The sequence below is a fragment of the Insolitispirillum peregrinum genome (assembly GCF_900156605.1).
GTDB lineage: Bacteria > Pseudomonadota > Alphaproteobacteria > Rhodospirillales > Rhodospirillaceae > Insolitispirillum > Insolitispirillum peregrinum.
The window spans coordinates 19166-36670 of sequence record NZ_FTOA01000014.1; the positions used below are offsets into that span (position 1 = coordinate 19166).

Consider the following 17505-nt stretch of genomic DNA (forward strand, 5'->3'; position numbering starts at 1 on the left):
GCCTTGAGGCCTCGGACCCCATCTTTGATCATAGAAAAGTGTGTGTGGGGATCTTGTCCCATGGAATCAATATGGGCAAAAATCTACTATTTTTTGTTAACTGTCTTGGATTGTGGAGGTTGGCGAATTTTCCAAAAAGTTTCCCCTTAAAAGTGTTTTATTGTATGTTATTCATCTATTAATTATATGGTGGCTAGCCCTGACGATATAACTGAAAAGGACGATGGGAGAATGATACCCTTTTTATCGCAGTCTGTTGATATGGTTTTGGCGTTACCAATTCATGGTGAGGCTTTTTTATTGCGGCGTGGAGGTATACATGTCCTTGTTGATAGCGGATATAAAAAAGACAATATTTCCAACGTAATAAAAGAACATATTTGCGATGTGAATCGATTGGATATTGTTGTTTGTACGCATGGCGATGCTGATCATGTTGGTGGCCTACCAGATTTGCTTAGAAGCTGGGGGAATAGTGTTGGTCAGGTATGGTTGCCTGGACGCTGGAGTAGTGTCATTCCTCAAGTTTATCGTGACCCATCTTTGTTTTTTAATCAATTAGTTAATGAGCTTGATTCCAATTTAAGAAATCCGTCAGATAAAATTATTTCGGTAGTTCGATGTATGGGTAATGATGAAAATATTCCAATTATTGAACAAGACATGGGGTACCAAATTCGGCAAGGTGAGATTAATGTGATTGAGGATTTAATTGATGATCCAATTGATTATTCATTAGATATTGATCGTATTCCTCCTGAGCCAGAGTGGTTTATTAATCTTCGTAGAGATAAAGAAGTATTATGCAGTGATGTTGCGTATGATCATGCATATAAATCAGCTATCAGAAAAGTAAAATATAGGAAGAGAAAATTTATAAATTCAGAGTTTACTGATGATATATGTGAATATTGGTTGGGATTGATTGAGACTTCAGATGCTATTCGCAATATAGCAGCGTTGTGCATATCTCATTCAATACCAACTCGCTGGTTCGATTTCAATGGATTCATCAATAATGGGCTATCTTCTGGAGGTGTTAATGGTTTTCTGGTTCCAATCAACGCTATTGAACAGCCATCTATAGAAATTGAATACAGTTTATATATGAATCTTACGAAGATAAACCAAGAGAGTTTGGTTTTTTTTGCTCCACCAAGAAATTCTTTGTTGGGGGTCTTGTTTTGCGCAGATTCTCCATTGGGCGTTGGTCCAAACTTCAGTTACTCTTTTCTACCAAGTTATTCTCCATTATCGCCAATAGTGGCGACGGTACCGCACCACGGAGCAGAAAGTAATGCAATTGCTTATCAACACCTTAAATCTTGGGGGGGTGTCGATGTGTTTCTACGTGCGGGTGGCACAATAAAACAACCGGGGCTGACATTTCTGAGGCAGAATGATTGTCCTCGACTATGTACTAAGTGTCCAAAGGTTGGTCATTCTCCGATGCTATCAGGGGTTGTATTTGTGCCGTATTATTGGCCGGGATTAATACCTTTTGGGCGGTTCTGCGACTGCTTCCCTCCCAATGGTCCTTGAGTAATGAAAAGAAATATTCCAGTGATGCCTGCATTAGATGACTGTATATGACAGTTGAGCAACAAGCGCAGTCTGCTGCTTGAACTGCCCGGAGCCTCTGGTCCCGAACGTCCACTTGTGGTAAATGCTCCGGCCCCCATTTTTCTTGTATGATCAAAGGACCGGGGTCCGGGGCCTCAAGGCCCCGGCGAGGTGTGGAGCAGCGCTCCACGCCCTTGTTTCCCCTTGTCCCCTTATTCCTCGGCCACGCAGTCCGAGAAGTAACGGATTTCACCGTTTTCGCCCTTTTCCTGCACCAGCCCGTGGATATCGGTCTCGAAACCCGGACATTCGCGCGAGAATTCACGGTTAAAGCGCAGGTAATCGACGATTTCCTTGCTGAAGACCTCGCCGGGGATCAGCAGCGGAATGCCGGGCGGGTACGGAGTCACCAGACTGGTGGTGACGCGGCCTTCCAGTTCGTCGATCGGCACGCGCTGGGTCTTGCGGCGGGCGATGTGTGAAAATGCTTCCGAGGGTGACATGGCCGGGCGGTGGTCGCCGAGGTAAATCTCGGTCGACAGGCGCGCCACATCGTACTTGGCATACAGCTGGTGAACGTGCTGCGACAGGTCGCGCAGGCCCATGCGTTCGTAATTGGGCTGCTTGGTGCAGAATTCGGGCATCACGCGCCACAGCGGTTGATTGCGGTCGTAATCGTCCTTGCACTGCTGGAGGGCGGCGAGCAGCGTGTTCCAGCGGCCCTTGGTGATGCCGATGGTGAACATGATGAAAAAGCTGTAGAGGCCGGTCTTTTCCACCACCACCCCGTGCTCGACGAGGTACTTGGAGACGATGGAGGCCGGGATGCCGCTTTCCTCGAACCGACCGTCGATGTTCAGGCCCGGGGTGATGATCGTCGCCTTGATCGGGTCGAGCATGTTGAAGCCGCGCACCATGTCACCGAAGCCATGCCACGCATCTTCGCCCGAGGTTTCGACGGCTTCGCTGTCGGTCTTTTTCAGTTCCCAGTCGGCGGCGCGGCCAATGCCTTCTTCGGCCAGATTGTCCGGTCCCCAGACCTTGAACCACCAGTCGTCGCCGTATTCCTCGTCAACCTTGCGCATGGCGCGGCGGAAATCGAGTGCTTCGGCCAGACTTTCTTCGACCAGCGCGGTGCCGCCCGGCGGTTCCATCATCGCCGCCGCCACGTCGCAGCTGGCGATGATCGAATACTGCGGGCTGGTCGAGGTGTGCATCAGGTAGGATTCATTGAACAGGTGGCGGTCGAGCTTTGTTTCCTCGCTGTCCTGCACCAGAATGTGGCTGGCCTGACTGATCCCGGCCAGCAGCTTGTGGACTGACTGGGTGGCATAGGTCACCGAATGCTTCATCCGGCCCCGTTTGCGGCCCATCGCGTGATAGGTACCATAGAACGGATGAAAAGCCGCATGCGGCAGCCAGGCTTCGTCGAAATGCAGGGTCTCGACATAGCCGTCGAGCAGCTCCTTCACCACTTCGGTGTTGTAGAGCACGCCGTCATAGGTCGATTGGGTCAGGGTCAGGATGCGCGGCTTGACCGTTTCGGGGTCAACGCCTTCCAGCAGCGGGTGCGAGCGGATTTTTTCCTTGATCGCCTCGGGCTCGAATTCCGAACGGTGGATCGGCCCGATGATGCCCCAGTGGTTGCGGGTCGGCTTGAGGAAAATCGGGATCGCGCCGATCATCACGATCGCATGCAGGATCGACTTGTGACAATTGCGGTCAACGATCACCACATCGCCGGGGGCCACGCTGTGATGCCAAACCACCTTGTTGGAGGTGGAGGTGCCGTTGGTGACGAAATAGCAGTGGTCGGCGTTGAAAATGCGCGCGGCGTTCTTTTCGGAATCGCCGATGGCACCGTTGTGATCCAGCAACTGGCCCAGTTCTTCCACCGCGTTGCACACGTCGGCGCGCAGCATGTTTTCGCCGTAGAACTGGTGATACATCTGCCCGATGGGCGACTTCAGGAAGGCCACGCCACCCGAGTGTCCCGGGCAATGCCAGGAATAGGAACCGTCTTCGGCATAATTCAGCAGGGCCTTGAAGAACGGCGGCTGGATGTATTCGAGATAGTTCTTGGCCTCGCGGATGATATGGCGGGCGACGAATTCCGGCGTGTCCTCGAAGGCATGGATAAAGCCGTGCAGCTCGCGCAGGACATCGTTCGGCAGATGCCGCGAGGTCTTGGTCTCGCCGTAGACATAGATCGGAACGTCTTCGTTCTTGGAGCGGACTTCCTGAATGAAGGTGCGCAGGTTCAGAACCGCCGGATCAAGATCGGGGCCGGGGGTGAATTCTTCGTCGTCGATGGACAGCACAAAAGCCGACGCCCGGCTCTGTTGCTGCGCGAATTGCGAAAGGTCGCCGTAGCTGGTCGCGCCCAGAACCTCGAAGCCTTCTTTTTCGATGGCTTCGGCAAGGGCCCGGATACCAAAGCCCGAGGTGTTCTCGGACCGAAAATCCTCATCGATGATCACGATGGGAAAGTGAAACTTCATCGACCTGCTCCTGGTGCAACTGTCGGCGCGCATTTGTTCAGCGGCTGATCACAACGCCGGACACTATAATGAGTCAGCGGGGTATTGCACCTGACAAACAGGCTGTTGATGTGAAGATACAATGAAAAAGGGCCCCGGCTGAACCGGGACCCTTGAACTGGTAGCGGAGGAGGGACTCGAACCCCCGACACGCGGATTATGATTCCGCTGCTCTAACCAGCTGAGCTACTCCGCCATAAAGGCCAGCGCGTCACCGCGCCAAGGTGGGTGGATATACCAGGGTCACCCGGCCCTGTCAAGCGTCAATTTCACGAAAAAACCGCAGCCAGCCCGGCTGGTTAACCGCCGGGCTGGCTGATGCCGGATCAGGCCTGTTCGTCAGCGCCACGACCGCCACGGGCGGCCGACCACGACATCGGGTCGTGCAGGAAGGCGCGGACTTCGCTGATCTTTTCCTTGGTGAAGTGGCCGTCGGTTTCGGCGACTTCCAGCACGTCCCACCAGGTGGTCAGGAAGTGCATGGTCAGGCCCTGTTCTTCCAGCGCCTTGAGGGCGTTGGGGAACACACCGTAGTAGAACACCACGAACGCATGTTCGCAGGTGGCACCGGCGGCGCGCAGGGCGTTGAGGAAGTTCAGCTTGGAACCGCCATCGGTGGCGAGGTCTTCGACCAGCAGAACGCGCTGGCCTTCCTTCAGGTCGCCTTCGATCTGCGCCATGCGGCCAAAGCCCTTGGGCTTCTTGCGCACGTACTGCATCGGCAGGTCCATCTTGTCGGCGACCCAGGCGGCATAGGGGATACCGGCGGTTTCGCCGCCAGCCACGGAGTCAAAGGCTTCATAGCCGACGTGGCGACCCATCAGCTCGACGGCCAGATCAATGATCTTCCGGCGGGCGCGCGGATAGGAAATGATCTTGCGGCAGTCGATGTAGACCGGGCTTTTCCAGCCAGCGGTCAGGGTGTACGGGTCTTCGGGGCGAAAGTTGATCGCCTTCAGCTCCAGCAGAATACGGGCAGCAGTCAGGGCAGCGGCCTTTTGCTCCGGCGTGCGGGAAACGGTCAGCATGGATACGCCTTCCTTGTGGGCATGGAACGGGGGAATGGGTTATGGTGGCGTCTGTTTACGGCCTAATGACCCGTTGCACAATCATAGAAACGCCCTTGAGGTGCAGAAATTGGCGGGATTGGCCTGTCGCCTGCCCCTGTTGCCCCAACGAGGCGCTCCCTGACCAAAGAGGAAGTCCATGACCAGCCCGATTCTTTCCAGCCGTGATGGTGCCGTCGTTACTGTTTCCCTCAACAAGCCCGACAAGCTGAATGCGATGGACCTGCCGATGTGGCAGGCGCTGGGGGATGCCTTTGCGGCGATCAACGCCGACGACTCGATCCGCTGCGTGGTGCTGAAGGGCGAGGGCGGCAAGGCCTTTGCCGCCGGGGCCGACATCAAGGAATTTGATACGGTGCGGGCAACGGCAGAGCAGGCAAAGGCCTATGATCTGGTGATGCGGCGGGCACTGGACGGCGTGCGCACCTGCCCCCATCCGGTGGTGGTGCAGATTGATGGCGCCTGCGTCGGTGGCGGGCTGGAACTGGCCTGCATGGCCGACATCCGCATCTGTGGCACCGCGTCGCGGTTCGGGGTGCCGATCAACCGTATTTCGGTGGTGATGGCCCATCCTGAGATTCAGGGGCTGCTGCGCCACGCCAACCCGGCGACGGTGCTGGAGATTTTGCTGGAAGGCAAGATCATTGACGCCGCCGAAGCCCACCGGGTGGGGCTTGTTAATCGCGTCGTCGAAGACAACATGGTAGCAGAGGAGGTCGCTGCGACGGTGAAACGGATCACCGCCGGAGCGCCGCTGGTCAACCGCTGGCACAAGGCCTTTGTTCGCCGCCTGTCAACGGACCCGACGGCGGTGACGCAACAGGAACTGGATCAGGCCTATGAGTTTTTGGCGACAGCGGACTACCGGGAAGGGATCGCAGCCTTCACGGAAAAGCGCAAACCGGCCTTCACGGGGCAGTAACGCCATGGCGGCGCTGGAGCCCTGGAACCTTGACCGCCCGAGCGATACGGTGCAGGAGCCGACGGTGTGGGTGCTGGCCGACGACCGGGCGGGCAATGTTGCTCAGGCGCTGGGCGTGGCCGAGGCTCTGGCGTGGCCGTTCGACAAAAAGGACATCGCCTATACCGGCTGGGCACGGCTGCCGAACTGGCTGCGCGGGGCATCCCTGCGCGGCCTGACCCCGGCCAGTCAGGATGCCCTGATGGGACCGTGGCCGGACGTAGTGATTGCCGCCGGGCGGCGGACGGCGCCGGTGGCGCGCTGGATCAAACGGCAGAATAACGGCAAGACCTTTCTGTGTCAGGTGATGTGGCCGGGGGGCAGCGGGGCGGCGGATTTTGACCTGATTGCCGTGCCGACCCACGACGATCTCAGCCCGGTGCATCGCAACGTGGTGCGCATCACCGGCGCACCGCACCGGGTGACCGAAGCCAAACTTGCCATCGAAGCCACCCGCTGGGCCCCGCGTCTGGAGACCCTGAAAAAGCCGCTGGTGGCGCTGGTGGTCGGCGGGACGACCAAGAACCGCACCTTTACAGTCGAGATGGCGAAAGAACTGGCAGCGCAGGCCAGCGCGGTGGCCAAAGACATGGGTGGAACGCTGGTGGTCACCACCTCGCGCCGCACCGGCGACGAGCCTGCCCGCGCCCTGCTGGAGGCTCTGCCGCAGGCGGGCCATGTCTTCCGCTGGACCCCCGAGGCCACGCCGTCGGACAACCCCTATTTCGGCTATCTGGCGCTGGCCGATGCGATCATCGTGACCGGTGATTCGGTGTCGATGGTCTCCGAGGCCTGTGCCAGTCCGGCCCCGGTTTATGTCTATGCCCCGCCCGCGCTGATCGCCCCCAAGCATCAACGGTTGCTGAAGCACCTGTACGGGCTGGGGATGGCCGAGGCGCTGGAAAACCGCAGTTCTTATGCCTGGGAGCATCCTCCCCTGAATGCGGCATCCGAGATTGCCGCCTTGATTCGCAGTGCAATGGTCATCACACTGACCCAGAGAAAAGGTGCCGCCGCCCTGTTGCCCGGACCATCGTCCAAAGATAACGGCAACCGGCGGCTGTCGGATAACGGTAGGACATAGCAGAAAATGACTGATCGCATTGCCTTTGTTCAGGCGTCCTGGCACAGCGACATTCTGGACGGAGGCTATGAGGCCTTTGTGGCCGAGCTGGCCGGGCGCGGCGTTGATCCGGCGCGGGTGGACCGGGTGCGGGTGGCGGGAGCCTTTGAAATCCCGTTGCAGATCAAGCTGCTGGCCAAGTCGGGCCGCTATGCGGCGGCGGTGGCGGCGGGCTGGATTGTCGATGCCGGGGTCTATCGCCATGAATTCGTCGCCACGGCGGTGATCAATGCGCTGATGTCGATCCAGCTTGAAACCGAAGTGCCGGTGCTGTCGCTGGTGCTGACCCCGCACCATTTCCACAGCCACGACGACCACAAGGATTTCTTCCGCGAGCATTTCGTGCTGAAGGGGGCCGAGGCGGCGCGGGCCTGCCTGAGCGCCATCGACGGCGTTGCCAAAGCCAGGGCGCTGGCGGAGAGCGTCTGATGTCGCTGTTCTCGCTGGCCGGGAAAACGGCGCTGGTCACCGGTGCCGGGCGCGGGCTGGGGCTGGAAATCGCCCGTGGTCTGGCCCATGCCGGGGCGCTGGTCTACATCAACGGGCGGCGCGAAGGCATGCTGACCGAGGCCGCCCGCAGTATCGGCCCGAACGTGCTGCCGTTGCCCTTTGACATCACCGACGCCACCGCCCGCCGCGCCGCACTGGCGCACATCACCAGTCATACCGACGGGCTGGACATTCTGGTCAACAACGTTGGTATCCGCGACCGCCGCGATGCGCTGGCCTTTGCCGATGGCGACTTTCACGCCCTGCTGGATGCCAATCTGGTGGCGCCGTTCGAGCTGTGCCGTCTGGTCGCCGGGCCGATGATTGCCCATGGCGGCGGGCGGATGATCAATGTCACCTCCATCGCCGGTCACGTCGCCCGCGCTGGTGATGCCGCCTATACCGCCGCCAAAGCCGGTTTGACCGGCCTGACCCGCGCCTTCGCCGCCGAATTCGGCCCGCACGGCATCACCGTCAATGCGCTGGCTCCGGGGTTCTTTGCCACCGAAACCAACGCCGCGATGGTCGACGACCCGCAGGTTCAGTCCTTCCTTGCCGCCCGCACCTCGCTGGGGCGCTGGGGCAAGCCGGAAGAAATCGCCGGAGCCGCCGTTTTTCTGGCCTCGGATGCTGCCAGTTACATCACCGGCCATGTGCTGTTCGTTGATGGTGGGATGACGGCGCATTTTTAGGGTGGTGAGCGTAAAAGTGGGAACCGGTTTTGCGCTCACAGCTCTGGTCCGCGACAAACAGGAAACAGGATCATGGAGCGCTGCTCCATACCTCGCCGGGGCCTTGAGGCCCCGGACCCCATTCTTTGCGTCTACAGCAGGCGGTCGAGGATTTGGTCAACGTCCAGATCGTTCAGGCGGATTTCGGTCTGTTCAATGCGGATGGTGCCGTCAATGGACTGCTTTTCCAGCACGGTTTTGAGTACGGTAACTTTTGGCGCCAGTTCCCGCCGCTTGCGTACCCGGTCAGCCAGCTGCAACGTTGCCAGAATGCCGCCGGGAACGGCAAGAACCAGACTGGCAACGGCCACCACCAGCGCCGCATCCCGCCGCCCGTTGCTGATGGGGGATATGGTCTGCTCCTGCGGTGTTTCGCCGGTCAGGGCCTGCAACAGGGCGGCAGCCTCGGCACGGGCGGCCTCAGTGGTGGGGCCGTTGAGGGTCAGGGTGATGCTCATCGGTTCTGTTCCGTGATGGTGGCAATGAGGGCGCGGCAGTCATCGGCCTGTGAGGAGTCTCCGATCTTTTCCGCAGCGCGGAGGGCGGTTTGCAGAACCGTGATGCCGTCATTGGGGTGGCCGGTGAACGCCAGAACCTGTCCCCATAGCGCGCCGATGGCGCTAATGAAATCCGGGCGTTGGAGGTAGAGAGCCCCCTCCCACGCTTCGGCCAGCTCTGCCCGAATGATTGCCATCTCCCCGCGCTGCTGATCGCCTCGTTGCAGGCGCAGCCGCGCACAGCAAAAGCGGATATGGCTCAGGCTATCACGATCTGCCCTTGCCTGCGCATCGGGCACGCGGGACAGATGCATGTCCAGTGCCCCGTCGAGGTCACCGCGTGCCTGCAGGACATCAGCGATTTGGCCCATGGTGACCGCCAGTGACCTGCGGTCGCCGAGGGCCTGATAGACCGGGATTTCTTCCTCGTGGCGGATGCGCAGGGCTTCGTCGAGGTCACCGCGTGCCTGCAGGACATCAGCGATTTGGCCCATGGTGAGCGCCAGTGACCTGCGGTCGCCGAGGGCCTGATAGACCGGGATTTGTTCCTCGTGGCGGATGCGCAGGGCCTCGTCGAGGTCACCGCGTGCCTGCAGGATATCAGCGATTTGGCCCATGGTGACCGCCAGTGACCTGCGGTCGCCGAGAGCCTGATAGACCGGGATTTGTTCCTCGTGGCGGATGCGTAGGGCTTCGTCGAGCTCGCCGTGTGTCTGCAGGACATCAGCGATTTGGCCCATGGTGACCGCCAGTGACCTGCGGTCGCCGAGAGCCTGATAGACCGGGATTTCTTCCTCGCGGCGAATGCGCAGCGCTTCGTCGAGCTCGCCGTGTAGCTGCAGGACATCAGCGATTTTGCCCATGGAGATGGCGAGTTCACGCCGGTCGTCGAGGGCTTGGAAGACCGGGATTTGTTCCTCGCGGCGGATGCGCAGGGCTTCGTCGAGGTCACCGCGTATCTGCAGGATATCGGCGATTTTGCTCATGGAGATGGCGAGTTCACGTGGGTCGCCGATGGCTTGGTAGACCGGGATCTCTTCCTCACGGCGGATGCGCAGGGCCTCGTCGAGATTACCCTGGATTACCAGCCTGTCGGCCTGCAGACCAAGCAGTTGGGCGCGGTGATGCGCGTCATGTTGGGGGAGAGACAAAGCCTGCTGCAACAGCGTGTCTTGCAGATCTGCCTGACCTGCTTGGTGTGCGGCGCGAATGGTGTGCCCGAACAGGGGAGGGCTAGGCGTATGTCCCACCGCCGCCAGTCTGTCAAACGCAGGGATGGCCAGTTCAAGGGCTTGCGGTGCCAACTGCTGGCGGTGAAAGAGGAACATAACGGCAGCGAGGGCTGCGGTTTCGAGGATTGCCGGGTCGGGGGAGGCGGCCTGCAGAGCCATTTGGCAGGCGCTGACACCACGCTCATCGCGTGGAAAGTCGCCCTCTTCATCGCGCCACGCTTGCGCCAATTCCGGCAGGGCGGCGTCAGCAGCAAGGGCGAGCATATCATCGGCAAGAGCATCGGTCAGCGGGCGGGCCAGCGGGTTGGCGGCCAGATGCAGTACTTTCTGCATGCCGTCCCACCCTGCCAACAGGCCGTAATCATCCAGCAGGCCGAGGGCCAGCAGGCGGTCAAGGGCAGGTTTCGGGTCTGTCACCCCGAGGGCTGAGGCCGCCGCCGCCACGGCGGCACGCGGGACCGGGACCGGTTCCGGGAACAGACAGGCGGCGGCGAAGGTCAGTCGTTCGCTGTCGGTCAGGGCGGCGCGATAGGCGTCAAAGCCCATACGGGTGAAAAAGGCCATCGCTTCGTTTTGATCGGCAAGGGGTGTGCCATCGCGGCGATAGGCCCGGATGGCGGCAATGGCGGCTTGCGCGGCCTCGGTTTCGCCGTTGCGTAAAGGCTTGCTGAGCACCTCTTGCAGCCCCGGATTGCCTGCGGCAGTTTCCAGAGCATCGGTAATCAGTGCGGAGGGGATGGTTTGAGCGTCAACCGCCCACGCCGTGGCGAGCCATTGCTTGCGTTGTTCCCGGGCTGTCATGCCGACCAGTGGCACCCGGATCAACCAACCGGCCAAATCACCACCGGCACCATCGGGCAGGGCGAAGTCATAGCGGCTGGTGATCAGCAGCCGTGATTGGCCCCGATGGTCGCGGAAGGCAGTCAAAACAGCAGCCAGTGTGGGCCGTAGTTCTGCACGCGGCCACACCTGTGTTTGCTCACAGCGGAGGGGCTCAAGGGCCTGTTCAAAGTCATCGATCACCAACAGGAGCGGGTGATGGGTGAAAATCTGCTCGAACAGAAACGCAAAAACGGATTCCAGCGTCGACACGTCCTGCTGTACAGCCTCGCGCATGGCCTTGAAGTCTGCGCGAAAGCCTTGCTGTGCCTTGAACCCCGGAAAGACTTTGCCCACCAAGGAGTTGGTCACCCGCTCCAGTTCGGCCAGAATGGACAGCCCGTCATAGTGACCAAACACCACCGCCAGTGTGTGCTGTGGCATCCGGTCGGCCAGCCGGTCGGCCAGCCGTGCGGCCAGACTCGATTTGCCCAGATTGCCCAGTCCGTGGATGATTGCCCCGTTGGCCTCACCAGCAAAGACTCGGCACAGGCGCTGCAACTGGCGGCGGCGGCCAACAAAGTCGGTGCGGCTGGCGACACGAACCTGTTGCTTCGCATCCAGAAAGCGCGGGCTGGCGGAAGGTGGGGCACGGCGGCGGTGGGATGTCGGATTGCACAGCGGCCCTCCGCCACCCGCTCCGAGGTAGACCCGCGCCAGATGCCAGTGTTCCCCCGGTATCTCTGGAGCTTTGGCGGCGAACACCCGCCGCCGGGCATCTGCTGCGGCATAGGCAACGGTGCTGCCGCGTGCCAGTTCGGCATACAGGGCCTGGGCAAAGACCTTGGCGTCGGCATCATAGACCGAGCCATCCCAGCCCAGCACATGCGGCACATGGGATGCCATGCTTTGGGCAAAGGGGATGGTCAGGCTGGGCTGGACCACGGCAGGGGTGGCATCCCGGCGGTCCGCTCCGACAGACAGCGGCCCTGATGATGTCCCGCGTTGCCCGCTGCGGCAGGCGGACAGGAACAGCAGCGGCGGGATGGTCTCTCCCAGTGCGCTAACCAAACTCTCGGGCGGAACCGGATCAACGGCTCCGGTGTCGGTTTCTAGCAGCAGGATTGGCTGTGAGGCACCGTTGTGATCGCGGATGTCGCCATGGCACGACAGGTGCAGGATATCAAACGGGCCATCGCTGCGGTGTCGGTCGGCAAAGACCGTCAGTTCACCGCTTTCCTCGACCGTCAGGTGCACCAGCGGCTGGCCGTTGCCGTGGTGACGGGTCGCCTCGAGAATGGCGGCCTCCTCGGCTTCGTAATCCAGTTCATGCTGGCCTTCGGGGGCTCCGGCCATGAACAGTATCGCCAGATCGCCATGGCCGGGGCTGCGTGGGGCGGTGTCCGACGAGGCGATGCGTCGCAGGGGTAAAAAATGCTTCATCTGGTCCAGTGCGAGAAAACCGCCGTCATCGGCCAGGATTTCCCATGGAGCGGCCAGCAGGGCGTCGGTCAACGGGTCGTTGCCGCCCCCGATGACCTCCAGTTCGCGCACCCCCTCCTGTAACCAAGGGCGCAGGGCACCCCCCTGATCCAGCCAGCCGAACATCTCGCGGCCAAGGGGGAACAGGCTGTCGTGCTGATTATAGGCGACCGCTTGGGCGTAACGGCTGGCCCATTGTTCCAGCAAAGCCTGCGCGGTATCGGGCAAGCGGCTGCTGCTGCCGCCAAGATGGCGCCAGACCTGTTGGTCGCGGACGTCAAGCTGGAGTTTCATCAGGGGCAACTCATTCCGCATGAATTTTATTGCTGTATAAAGCACCACTATAGCGGAAATCGGTGGCCTTGCAATTCAGGAGATTACGATCACCCTTCCGCCTCCGAACGCGGGTTGTCGTCCTTGATTGCCTGCGCGGGGACGGTGCCCTTGCCATCCAGTGTTGCCCACTGGTTGCGGCCCTGATTTTTGGCCCGGTACAGCGCCTGATCGGCCAGCCGCAGGGCTTCATCGACGCTTTTGGCGTGGTCGGGCACCAGCAGGACGCCGATGCTGGCACTGGGCAGCAAGGTGGTATGCTCGATGTGGAGAGGTTCGGCCAGTTTGGTGATCAGCGCGTCGGCCAGCCGGTAAACCGCCATCCGGTCATGGATCGGCGACAGCACGATCACGAACTCGTCACCCCCCATGCGGGCAACCAGATCGCCATCCCGCACCGAATGGCGCAGGCGCTGGGCCACTGCTTGCAACAGGCGGTCGCCGATCAGGTGGCCGTGGGTATCGTTGATGTCCTTGAAGCGGTCGAGGTCGATGAACAGGAACGCCACCCGCAGGTGATTGTTCAGGGCATTGCGGACCAGTTCGGGCAGGTCGCGGTCAAAGGCACGGCGGTTGATCAGGCCGGTCAGGCTGTCGTGGTCGGCGAACCACTGGACGCGCTCTTCCTGTTGCTTGCGCTGGGTGATATCGCTGAAGGCGGCGACATATTCGGAAATCTGCTGGTTGTCGTCATGGATGGCCCGAATGCTCAGCCATTCCGGGAACACCCGGCCTTCCTTGGTCTTGTTCCAGATTTCACCGCTCCATTGACCATCGCGCAGCAGGCTGTCCCACATCTGGCGATAAAATTCGCGGTCATGGCGGCCCGAGGCAAACAGGCGGGGCGTCTGGCCGATGGCTTCCTCGGGCTGATAGCCGGTCAACTGGGTAAAGGACGGGTTGACCGCCTTGATCACGCCACTGGCATCGGTGACGATCACGCCTTCGGCGATGGTATTGAAAACGGTGTTGGTCAGGCGCTGTTGTTCCTGATGGGCCAACTGGATGGCGCGCGCTGCGCGCTGCTGCTGGCAGAAAATTGCCATCGCCCGGCTGAGGTCGCCCACTTCATCATTTCGTTCCACCGGCGGCAGGGGATGGTCAAGATCACCGGCGGCCACCGCCGCCATCGCCGCTGTCACCTGTTTCAAGGGGCGGGTGATCCCCAGCGCCAGCCGCAGGGTGACGCCAATCGCCAGAACGGCAATCACCGCCAGACTACCCAGCAACAGCCATGCCCGGCTGCGGGTTTCCTGATTGATATCCCCCAGATAGACCCCGCTGCCGATCACCCAGTTCCACGGTTCAAAATGAATCAGATAGGAAACCTTGGCGGTTGGCTCGCCGCCGCGTGGGCTGGGCCACATGTAGGACACGGTGGCGCTGTCCTTGATGCTGATCGCCTTGTTGAAGCGTTCCAGCAAAGCGGACATCTCGGGGCTGAGGCTTCCCTGGCGGCTTTGTTCCACCAGTTCGGGGTTCAAGGGATGGGCAAGCACATTACCGTCCAGATCGTGGACCCACAGATAGTTTCCGTCAGAAAACCGCGCGGCCTGAATCACTTGCAGGGCTTGCCGCTGGGCTTCGGCGCGGGACAGGTCGCCGATGATTTCCAGCGTATGGAAGTATTCAATCTGGTTGCGGATGGCTTCGACCAGTGACTGGGCAAGGGTGTGCCGCTCCTGAGCCACCTGCCGATGCAGGGTCCAGACTTCATGGATCGCAATCGCTCCCAGCAGGCACAGCAGGATAGCGGCGATGGTCGTCATGCGAGCACTGAGAGAGAACCTCCGGGCCATGGCATTCTCCTGCGTGCTGGGGTGACTCAGCGAGAGCTGTGAGCCTTAAACGTGAGCCATGCCCACAGCTCTCATCTTTTGTTCTGCCGCATTGTTGGCGCGAAAACCGGTTCCCACTTTTCGCACAATGCTCTCTTTCCCCTGAAAGTGTATGCGGATTATAAGGCTATACAACTTGTGTTGCATCAGTGTGAATGATTTGCCACATTTTCCGCATATGAAAAATCCCGAACAGAAGGGTGCGCTTCTGTTCGGGATCAACACGTCGTCGCAGGAGCTAACGCTCCTGCTCGGGATTTGCGTTAGTTGCTCGACGGGACGCCCTTGTCCTTCATCAGCTGCTGCAGTTCGCCGTTGGCAAACATTTCGCGCACGATGTCGCAGCCGCCGACAAATTCGCCCTTGACGTACAGCTGCGGCAGGGTCGGCCAATGGCTGAATTCCTTGATTGCCGAACGGATCATGTCGTCTTCCAGGATGTTGACACCCTTGAAGGTCACGCCCAGCTGCGCCAGAACCTGAACCACCGCGGCCGAGAAACCGCACTGCGGGAACATCGGAGTGCCCTTCATGTACAGGACGACGTCGTTGCTTTCGATGTCGTTCTTAATCTGGGCAAAGGCTTCTGCGAAAATGGCGCTCATCTAACGGTACTCCATGTGGACGGCCAACGTGCTGGTTGCCGGTCAGTGGTAAGGGGGAGATCGGGCCAATATCGTCTGTCAGCGGGGAAACTGCAAGGGTCAGTTTACGATGATTTTAAACTGCTACCAGAAGAGGGGCTTTGTGGCCAAGAATACAAAGCCAGTCCCAGCCATATCAATCCAAAGGTCACGGCGTGAGCGACAGTAAAGGTCTCGTGAAAGACAAGCGTTGCCAGGAAAAACTGGCTGGTGGGATTGATGTATTGCATCAGGCCCACCGTTGACAGCGGCAGGCGGCGGGCACCAACGGCAAACAGGAACAGCGGCAGGCCGGTCCACAGCGGGGTACCGATGATCAGCAGGGCCCACAGGTCGATCCGGCCCGGCATGTGCAGCAGGCCACCGCCCTGCCAGGCTTGCCATGCCAGAAAACCGAGGGAAAAGGGCAGCAGGATCAGGGTTTCGACCAGCAACCCGACCAGACTTTCGGCGGGGGCCATTTTGCGCAGCACGCCATAGAGGCCAAAGGTCAGCGCCAGCCCCAGCGGAATCCACGGCAGGGTGCCGCGGGCGATGATCATGATCAGGACACCGCAACTGACCACCCCCAGCGCCAGGCTCTGGCGACGGGAAAACCGTTCCTGAAAGAACAGCGCAGCCAGCAGGACGGATACCAGCGGAAAAATGTAATAACCCAGACTGGCATCCAGTCCGCGGCCGGTGGTGGTGGCGTGGACAAAGATCAGCCAGTTGATCGAAACCGCCGCCGCTGACCCGACAAACAGCAAGGCTTTGCGCGGGGCGCGCAGAATGGCGAGTGTTTCAACCCAGCCCCCGGTGAACGCGACGACAACGGAAACGCTGATCGCCCCCCAGACAACGCGATGGGCGATGATTTCCAGCGGGCTCAGGTCCGACAGGGCGTGAAAGAACAGGGGTGCGACACCCCAGATCAGATAGGCTGACAGGGCGGCCAGAAATCCCCGGCGGACCCGTTGCTGACGGGCGGCCTCATCCACCGAGGCCGCCGCAGGCGATAAAGACATGATGATGGGGGAGCCGGAAGGGGGGGGCGGAAAGGATCAGGCGTCGGGGACCTGGGTTTGCAGGGCCAGAGCGTGCAGGTCGCCGCCCATTTTGCCCTGCAGGGCAGCATAGACCATCTGGTGCTGCTGGACCCGGCTTTTGCCGATGAAGGCCTTGGAGGTCACGATGGCCCCATAGTGGTCGCCGTCACCGCGCAGGTCTTCGATGGTGATGTCGGCGTCGGGGAAGGCGTCCTTGATCATTTTTTCAATTTCAGAGGCTTGCATGGCCATGTGTGGATACTCCTGTTGCGCCCCCTAGCGGGCAGGTTTCCGGTTGGTCTGCCCCATGATACGCGCTGCCATGGGGTGACGGCAATCCTACACGATTTTGAATCCTTCCAAAGAGGGAAAGGGAGGGGGCATCCATGGCAAAGTTTTTCCTTGCGGCTGTCCACGGAACTGCACTGACGAGTCCTGATTTCTTTCATGTGACACTTATTATGTAATGAATTTTAAAAGTAATTATTTAAATTATCGTGTTGATATTAATAATATAAAAATATTTATATAATTATTTTATGATCATATTGATTTATTTATGTGGTTTATGGTGATTATTTTTTGCAATTTGATTTTGGTGAGGATTTGTTACTGTATTTTGAATGCTTTTGTATATTCTGATGTCGATGCTATCGCGTGAAATATATTGAACTGACATGATATTTCGTTTAAGAGAATGTATGGTAGATAAACAGTCGTGATGACTCTTAAAGATGGTAAAAATCGATCGCAATGGTGGTGATCTGCGTGTGGTCTTTGCCGGTCGGCAAACGCTTGCCGAGGCCGAGATGACCCGGGATCAGTTGATGGCCGCCCTGTTGACGCCAGAGATGTCGTCGCTGGTTCTGGATTGTACCTCTGTCAGCGATCTGGATGTTTCATTCCTCCAGCTTCTGCTCGCTGCCCGGAAAATGGGTCAGGCGCGGGGGAGTGCCGTATCGCTGAGCGCTCCGGCGGCAGGCCCCCTGGCCGAGACCCTTGCCCGCGCCGGGCTGGCGCGTCCCGGTGATGGTGGCAAGGGCTGGTTTGATCCCTTTTGGGCTGGAGGTCAGTGACCAATGTCGAAAGTTGTTCTGAGCGTTGACGATTCCGCCAGCATGCGGCAGATGGTGAGCTTTGCCCTTGAGGGGGCGGGGT

The 17505-nt window shown here is 59.5% G+C and carries 14 protein-coding genes and 1 tRNA gene; 6 read left to right on the forward strand and 9 right to left on the reverse strand.

The annotated features are described in order from the left end of the window. Positions 1–231: 231 nt before the first annotated feature. Positions 232–1542, forward strand: coding sequence for an MBL fold metallo-hydrolase (locus BW995_RS19835; protein WP_076402176.1), 1311 nt, complete (start codon positions 232–234; stop codon positions 1540–1542). Between the two features lie 233 nt (positions 1543–1775). Here the strand turns inward: BW995_RS19835 and BW995_RS19840 are convergent, their stop codons facing one another. The 3 genes from BW995_RS19840 to BW995_RS19850 all read right to left on the reverse strand — a co-directional run bounded on the left by BW995_RS19840 (position 1776) and on the right by BW995_RS19850 (position 5131). Continuing rightward, positions 1776–4064 carry an arginine/lysine/ornithine decarboxylase gene (locus BW995_RS19840; RefSeq protein ID WP_076402177.1) on the reverse strand — a complete coding sequence of 763 codons (2289 nt, stop codon included), beginning with the start codon at positions 4062–4064 and terminating at the stop codon, positions 1776–1778. Between the two features lie 158 nt (positions 4065–4222). After that, positions 4223–4299: transfer RNA gene (locus tag BW995_RS19845), tRNA-Met, on the reverse strand. Positions 4300–4429: 130 nt separating this feature from the next. Then, entirely contained in the window at positions 4430–5131 is a 702-nt protein-coding gene (locus BW995_RS19850) for an orotate phosphoribosyltransferase (protein WP_076402178.1), read from the reverse strand. Between the two features lie 178 nt (positions 5132–5309). Between BW995_RS19850 and BW995_RS19855 the strand changes: the two genes are divergently transcribed. From BW995_RS19855 to BW995_RS19870, 4 genes are read left to right on the forward strand one after another with little or no spacing between them, the layout of a single operon-like run. Beyond that, entirely contained in the window at positions 5310–6092 is a 783-nt protein-coding gene (locus tag BW995_RS19855; RefSeq protein WP_076402179.1) for an enoyl-CoA hydratase/isomerase family protein, read from the forward strand. A gap of 4 nt (positions 6093–6096) precedes the next feature. Continuing rightward, positions 6097–7215, forward strand: coding sequence for a mitochondrial fission ELM1 family protein (locus BW995_RS19860; protein WP_076402180.1), 1119 nt, complete (start codon positions 6097–6099; stop codon positions 7213–7215). Positions 7216–7221: 6 nt separating this feature from the next. Continuing rightward, entirely contained in the window at positions 7222–7683 is a 462-nt protein-coding gene (locus BW995_RS19865) for a 6,7-dimethyl-8-ribityllumazine synthase (protein WP_076402181.1), read from the forward strand. Beyond that, positions 7683–8435 (forward strand): SDR family oxidoreductase, encoded by a 753-nt coding sequence (locus BW995_RS19870; protein ID WP_076402182.1) that lies wholly within the window; start codon positions 7683–7685, stop codon positions 8433–8435. The genes BW995_RS19865 and BW995_RS19870 overlap by 1 nt, the downstream gene beginning before the upstream one ends. 131 nt (positions 8436–8566) lie before the next feature. Here BW995_RS19870 and BW995_RS19875 read toward each other — a convergent pair whose 3' ends face one another. The 6 genes from BW995_RS19875 to BW995_RS19900 form a co-directional block, all read right to left on the reverse strand. Then, positions 8567–8932, reverse strand: coding sequence for a hypothetical protein (locus BW995_RS19875; protein WP_076402183.1), 366 nt, complete (start codon positions 8930–8932; stop codon positions 8567–8569). Continuing rightward, positions 8929–12798: a CHAT domain-containing protein gene (locus tag BW995_RS19880; RefSeq protein ID WP_076402184.1), complete on the reverse strand. Its 3870-nt coding sequence runs from the start codon at positions 12796–12798 to the stop codon at positions 8929–8931. The genes BW995_RS19875 and BW995_RS19880 overlap by 4 nt, the downstream gene beginning before the upstream one ends. 89 nt (positions 12799–12887) lie before the next feature. Continuing rightward, entirely contained in the window at positions 12888–14636 is a 1749-nt protein-coding gene (locus tag BW995_RS19885; protein WP_084195031.1) for a diguanylate cyclase domain-containing protein, read from the reverse strand. A gap of 302 nt (positions 14637–14938) precedes the next feature. Beyond that, on the reverse strand, positions 14939–15280 hold the full coding sequence (grxD, locus tag BW995_RS19890) for a Grx4 family monothiol glutaredoxin (protein WP_076402186.1): 342 nt from the start codon (positions 15278–15280) through the stop codon (positions 14939–14941). A 104-nt stretch (positions 15281–15384) separates the two neighbouring features. Further along, positions 15385–16326, reverse strand: coding sequence for an EamA family transporter RarD (rarD, locus tag BW995_RS19895; protein WP_084195032.1), 942 nt, complete (start codon positions 16324–16326; stop codon positions 15385–15387). A gap of 36 nt (positions 16327–16362) precedes the next feature. Next, positions 16363–16599 carry a BolA family protein gene (locus BW995_RS19900; protein ID WP_076402187.1) on the reverse strand — a complete coding sequence of 79 codons (237 nt, stop codon included), beginning with the start codon at positions 16597–16599 and terminating at the stop codon, positions 16363–16365. Positions 16600–17081: 482 nt separating this feature from the next. Here BW995_RS19900 and BW995_RS19905 point away from each other — a divergent pair, with 482 nt between their 5' ends. Then, positions 17082–17423: an STAS domain-containing protein gene (locus BW995_RS19905; RefSeq protein ID WP_076402188.1), complete on the forward strand. Its 342-nt coding sequence runs from the start codon at positions 17082–17084 to the stop codon at positions 17421–17423. Positions 17424–17505 lie beyond the last annotated feature (82 nt).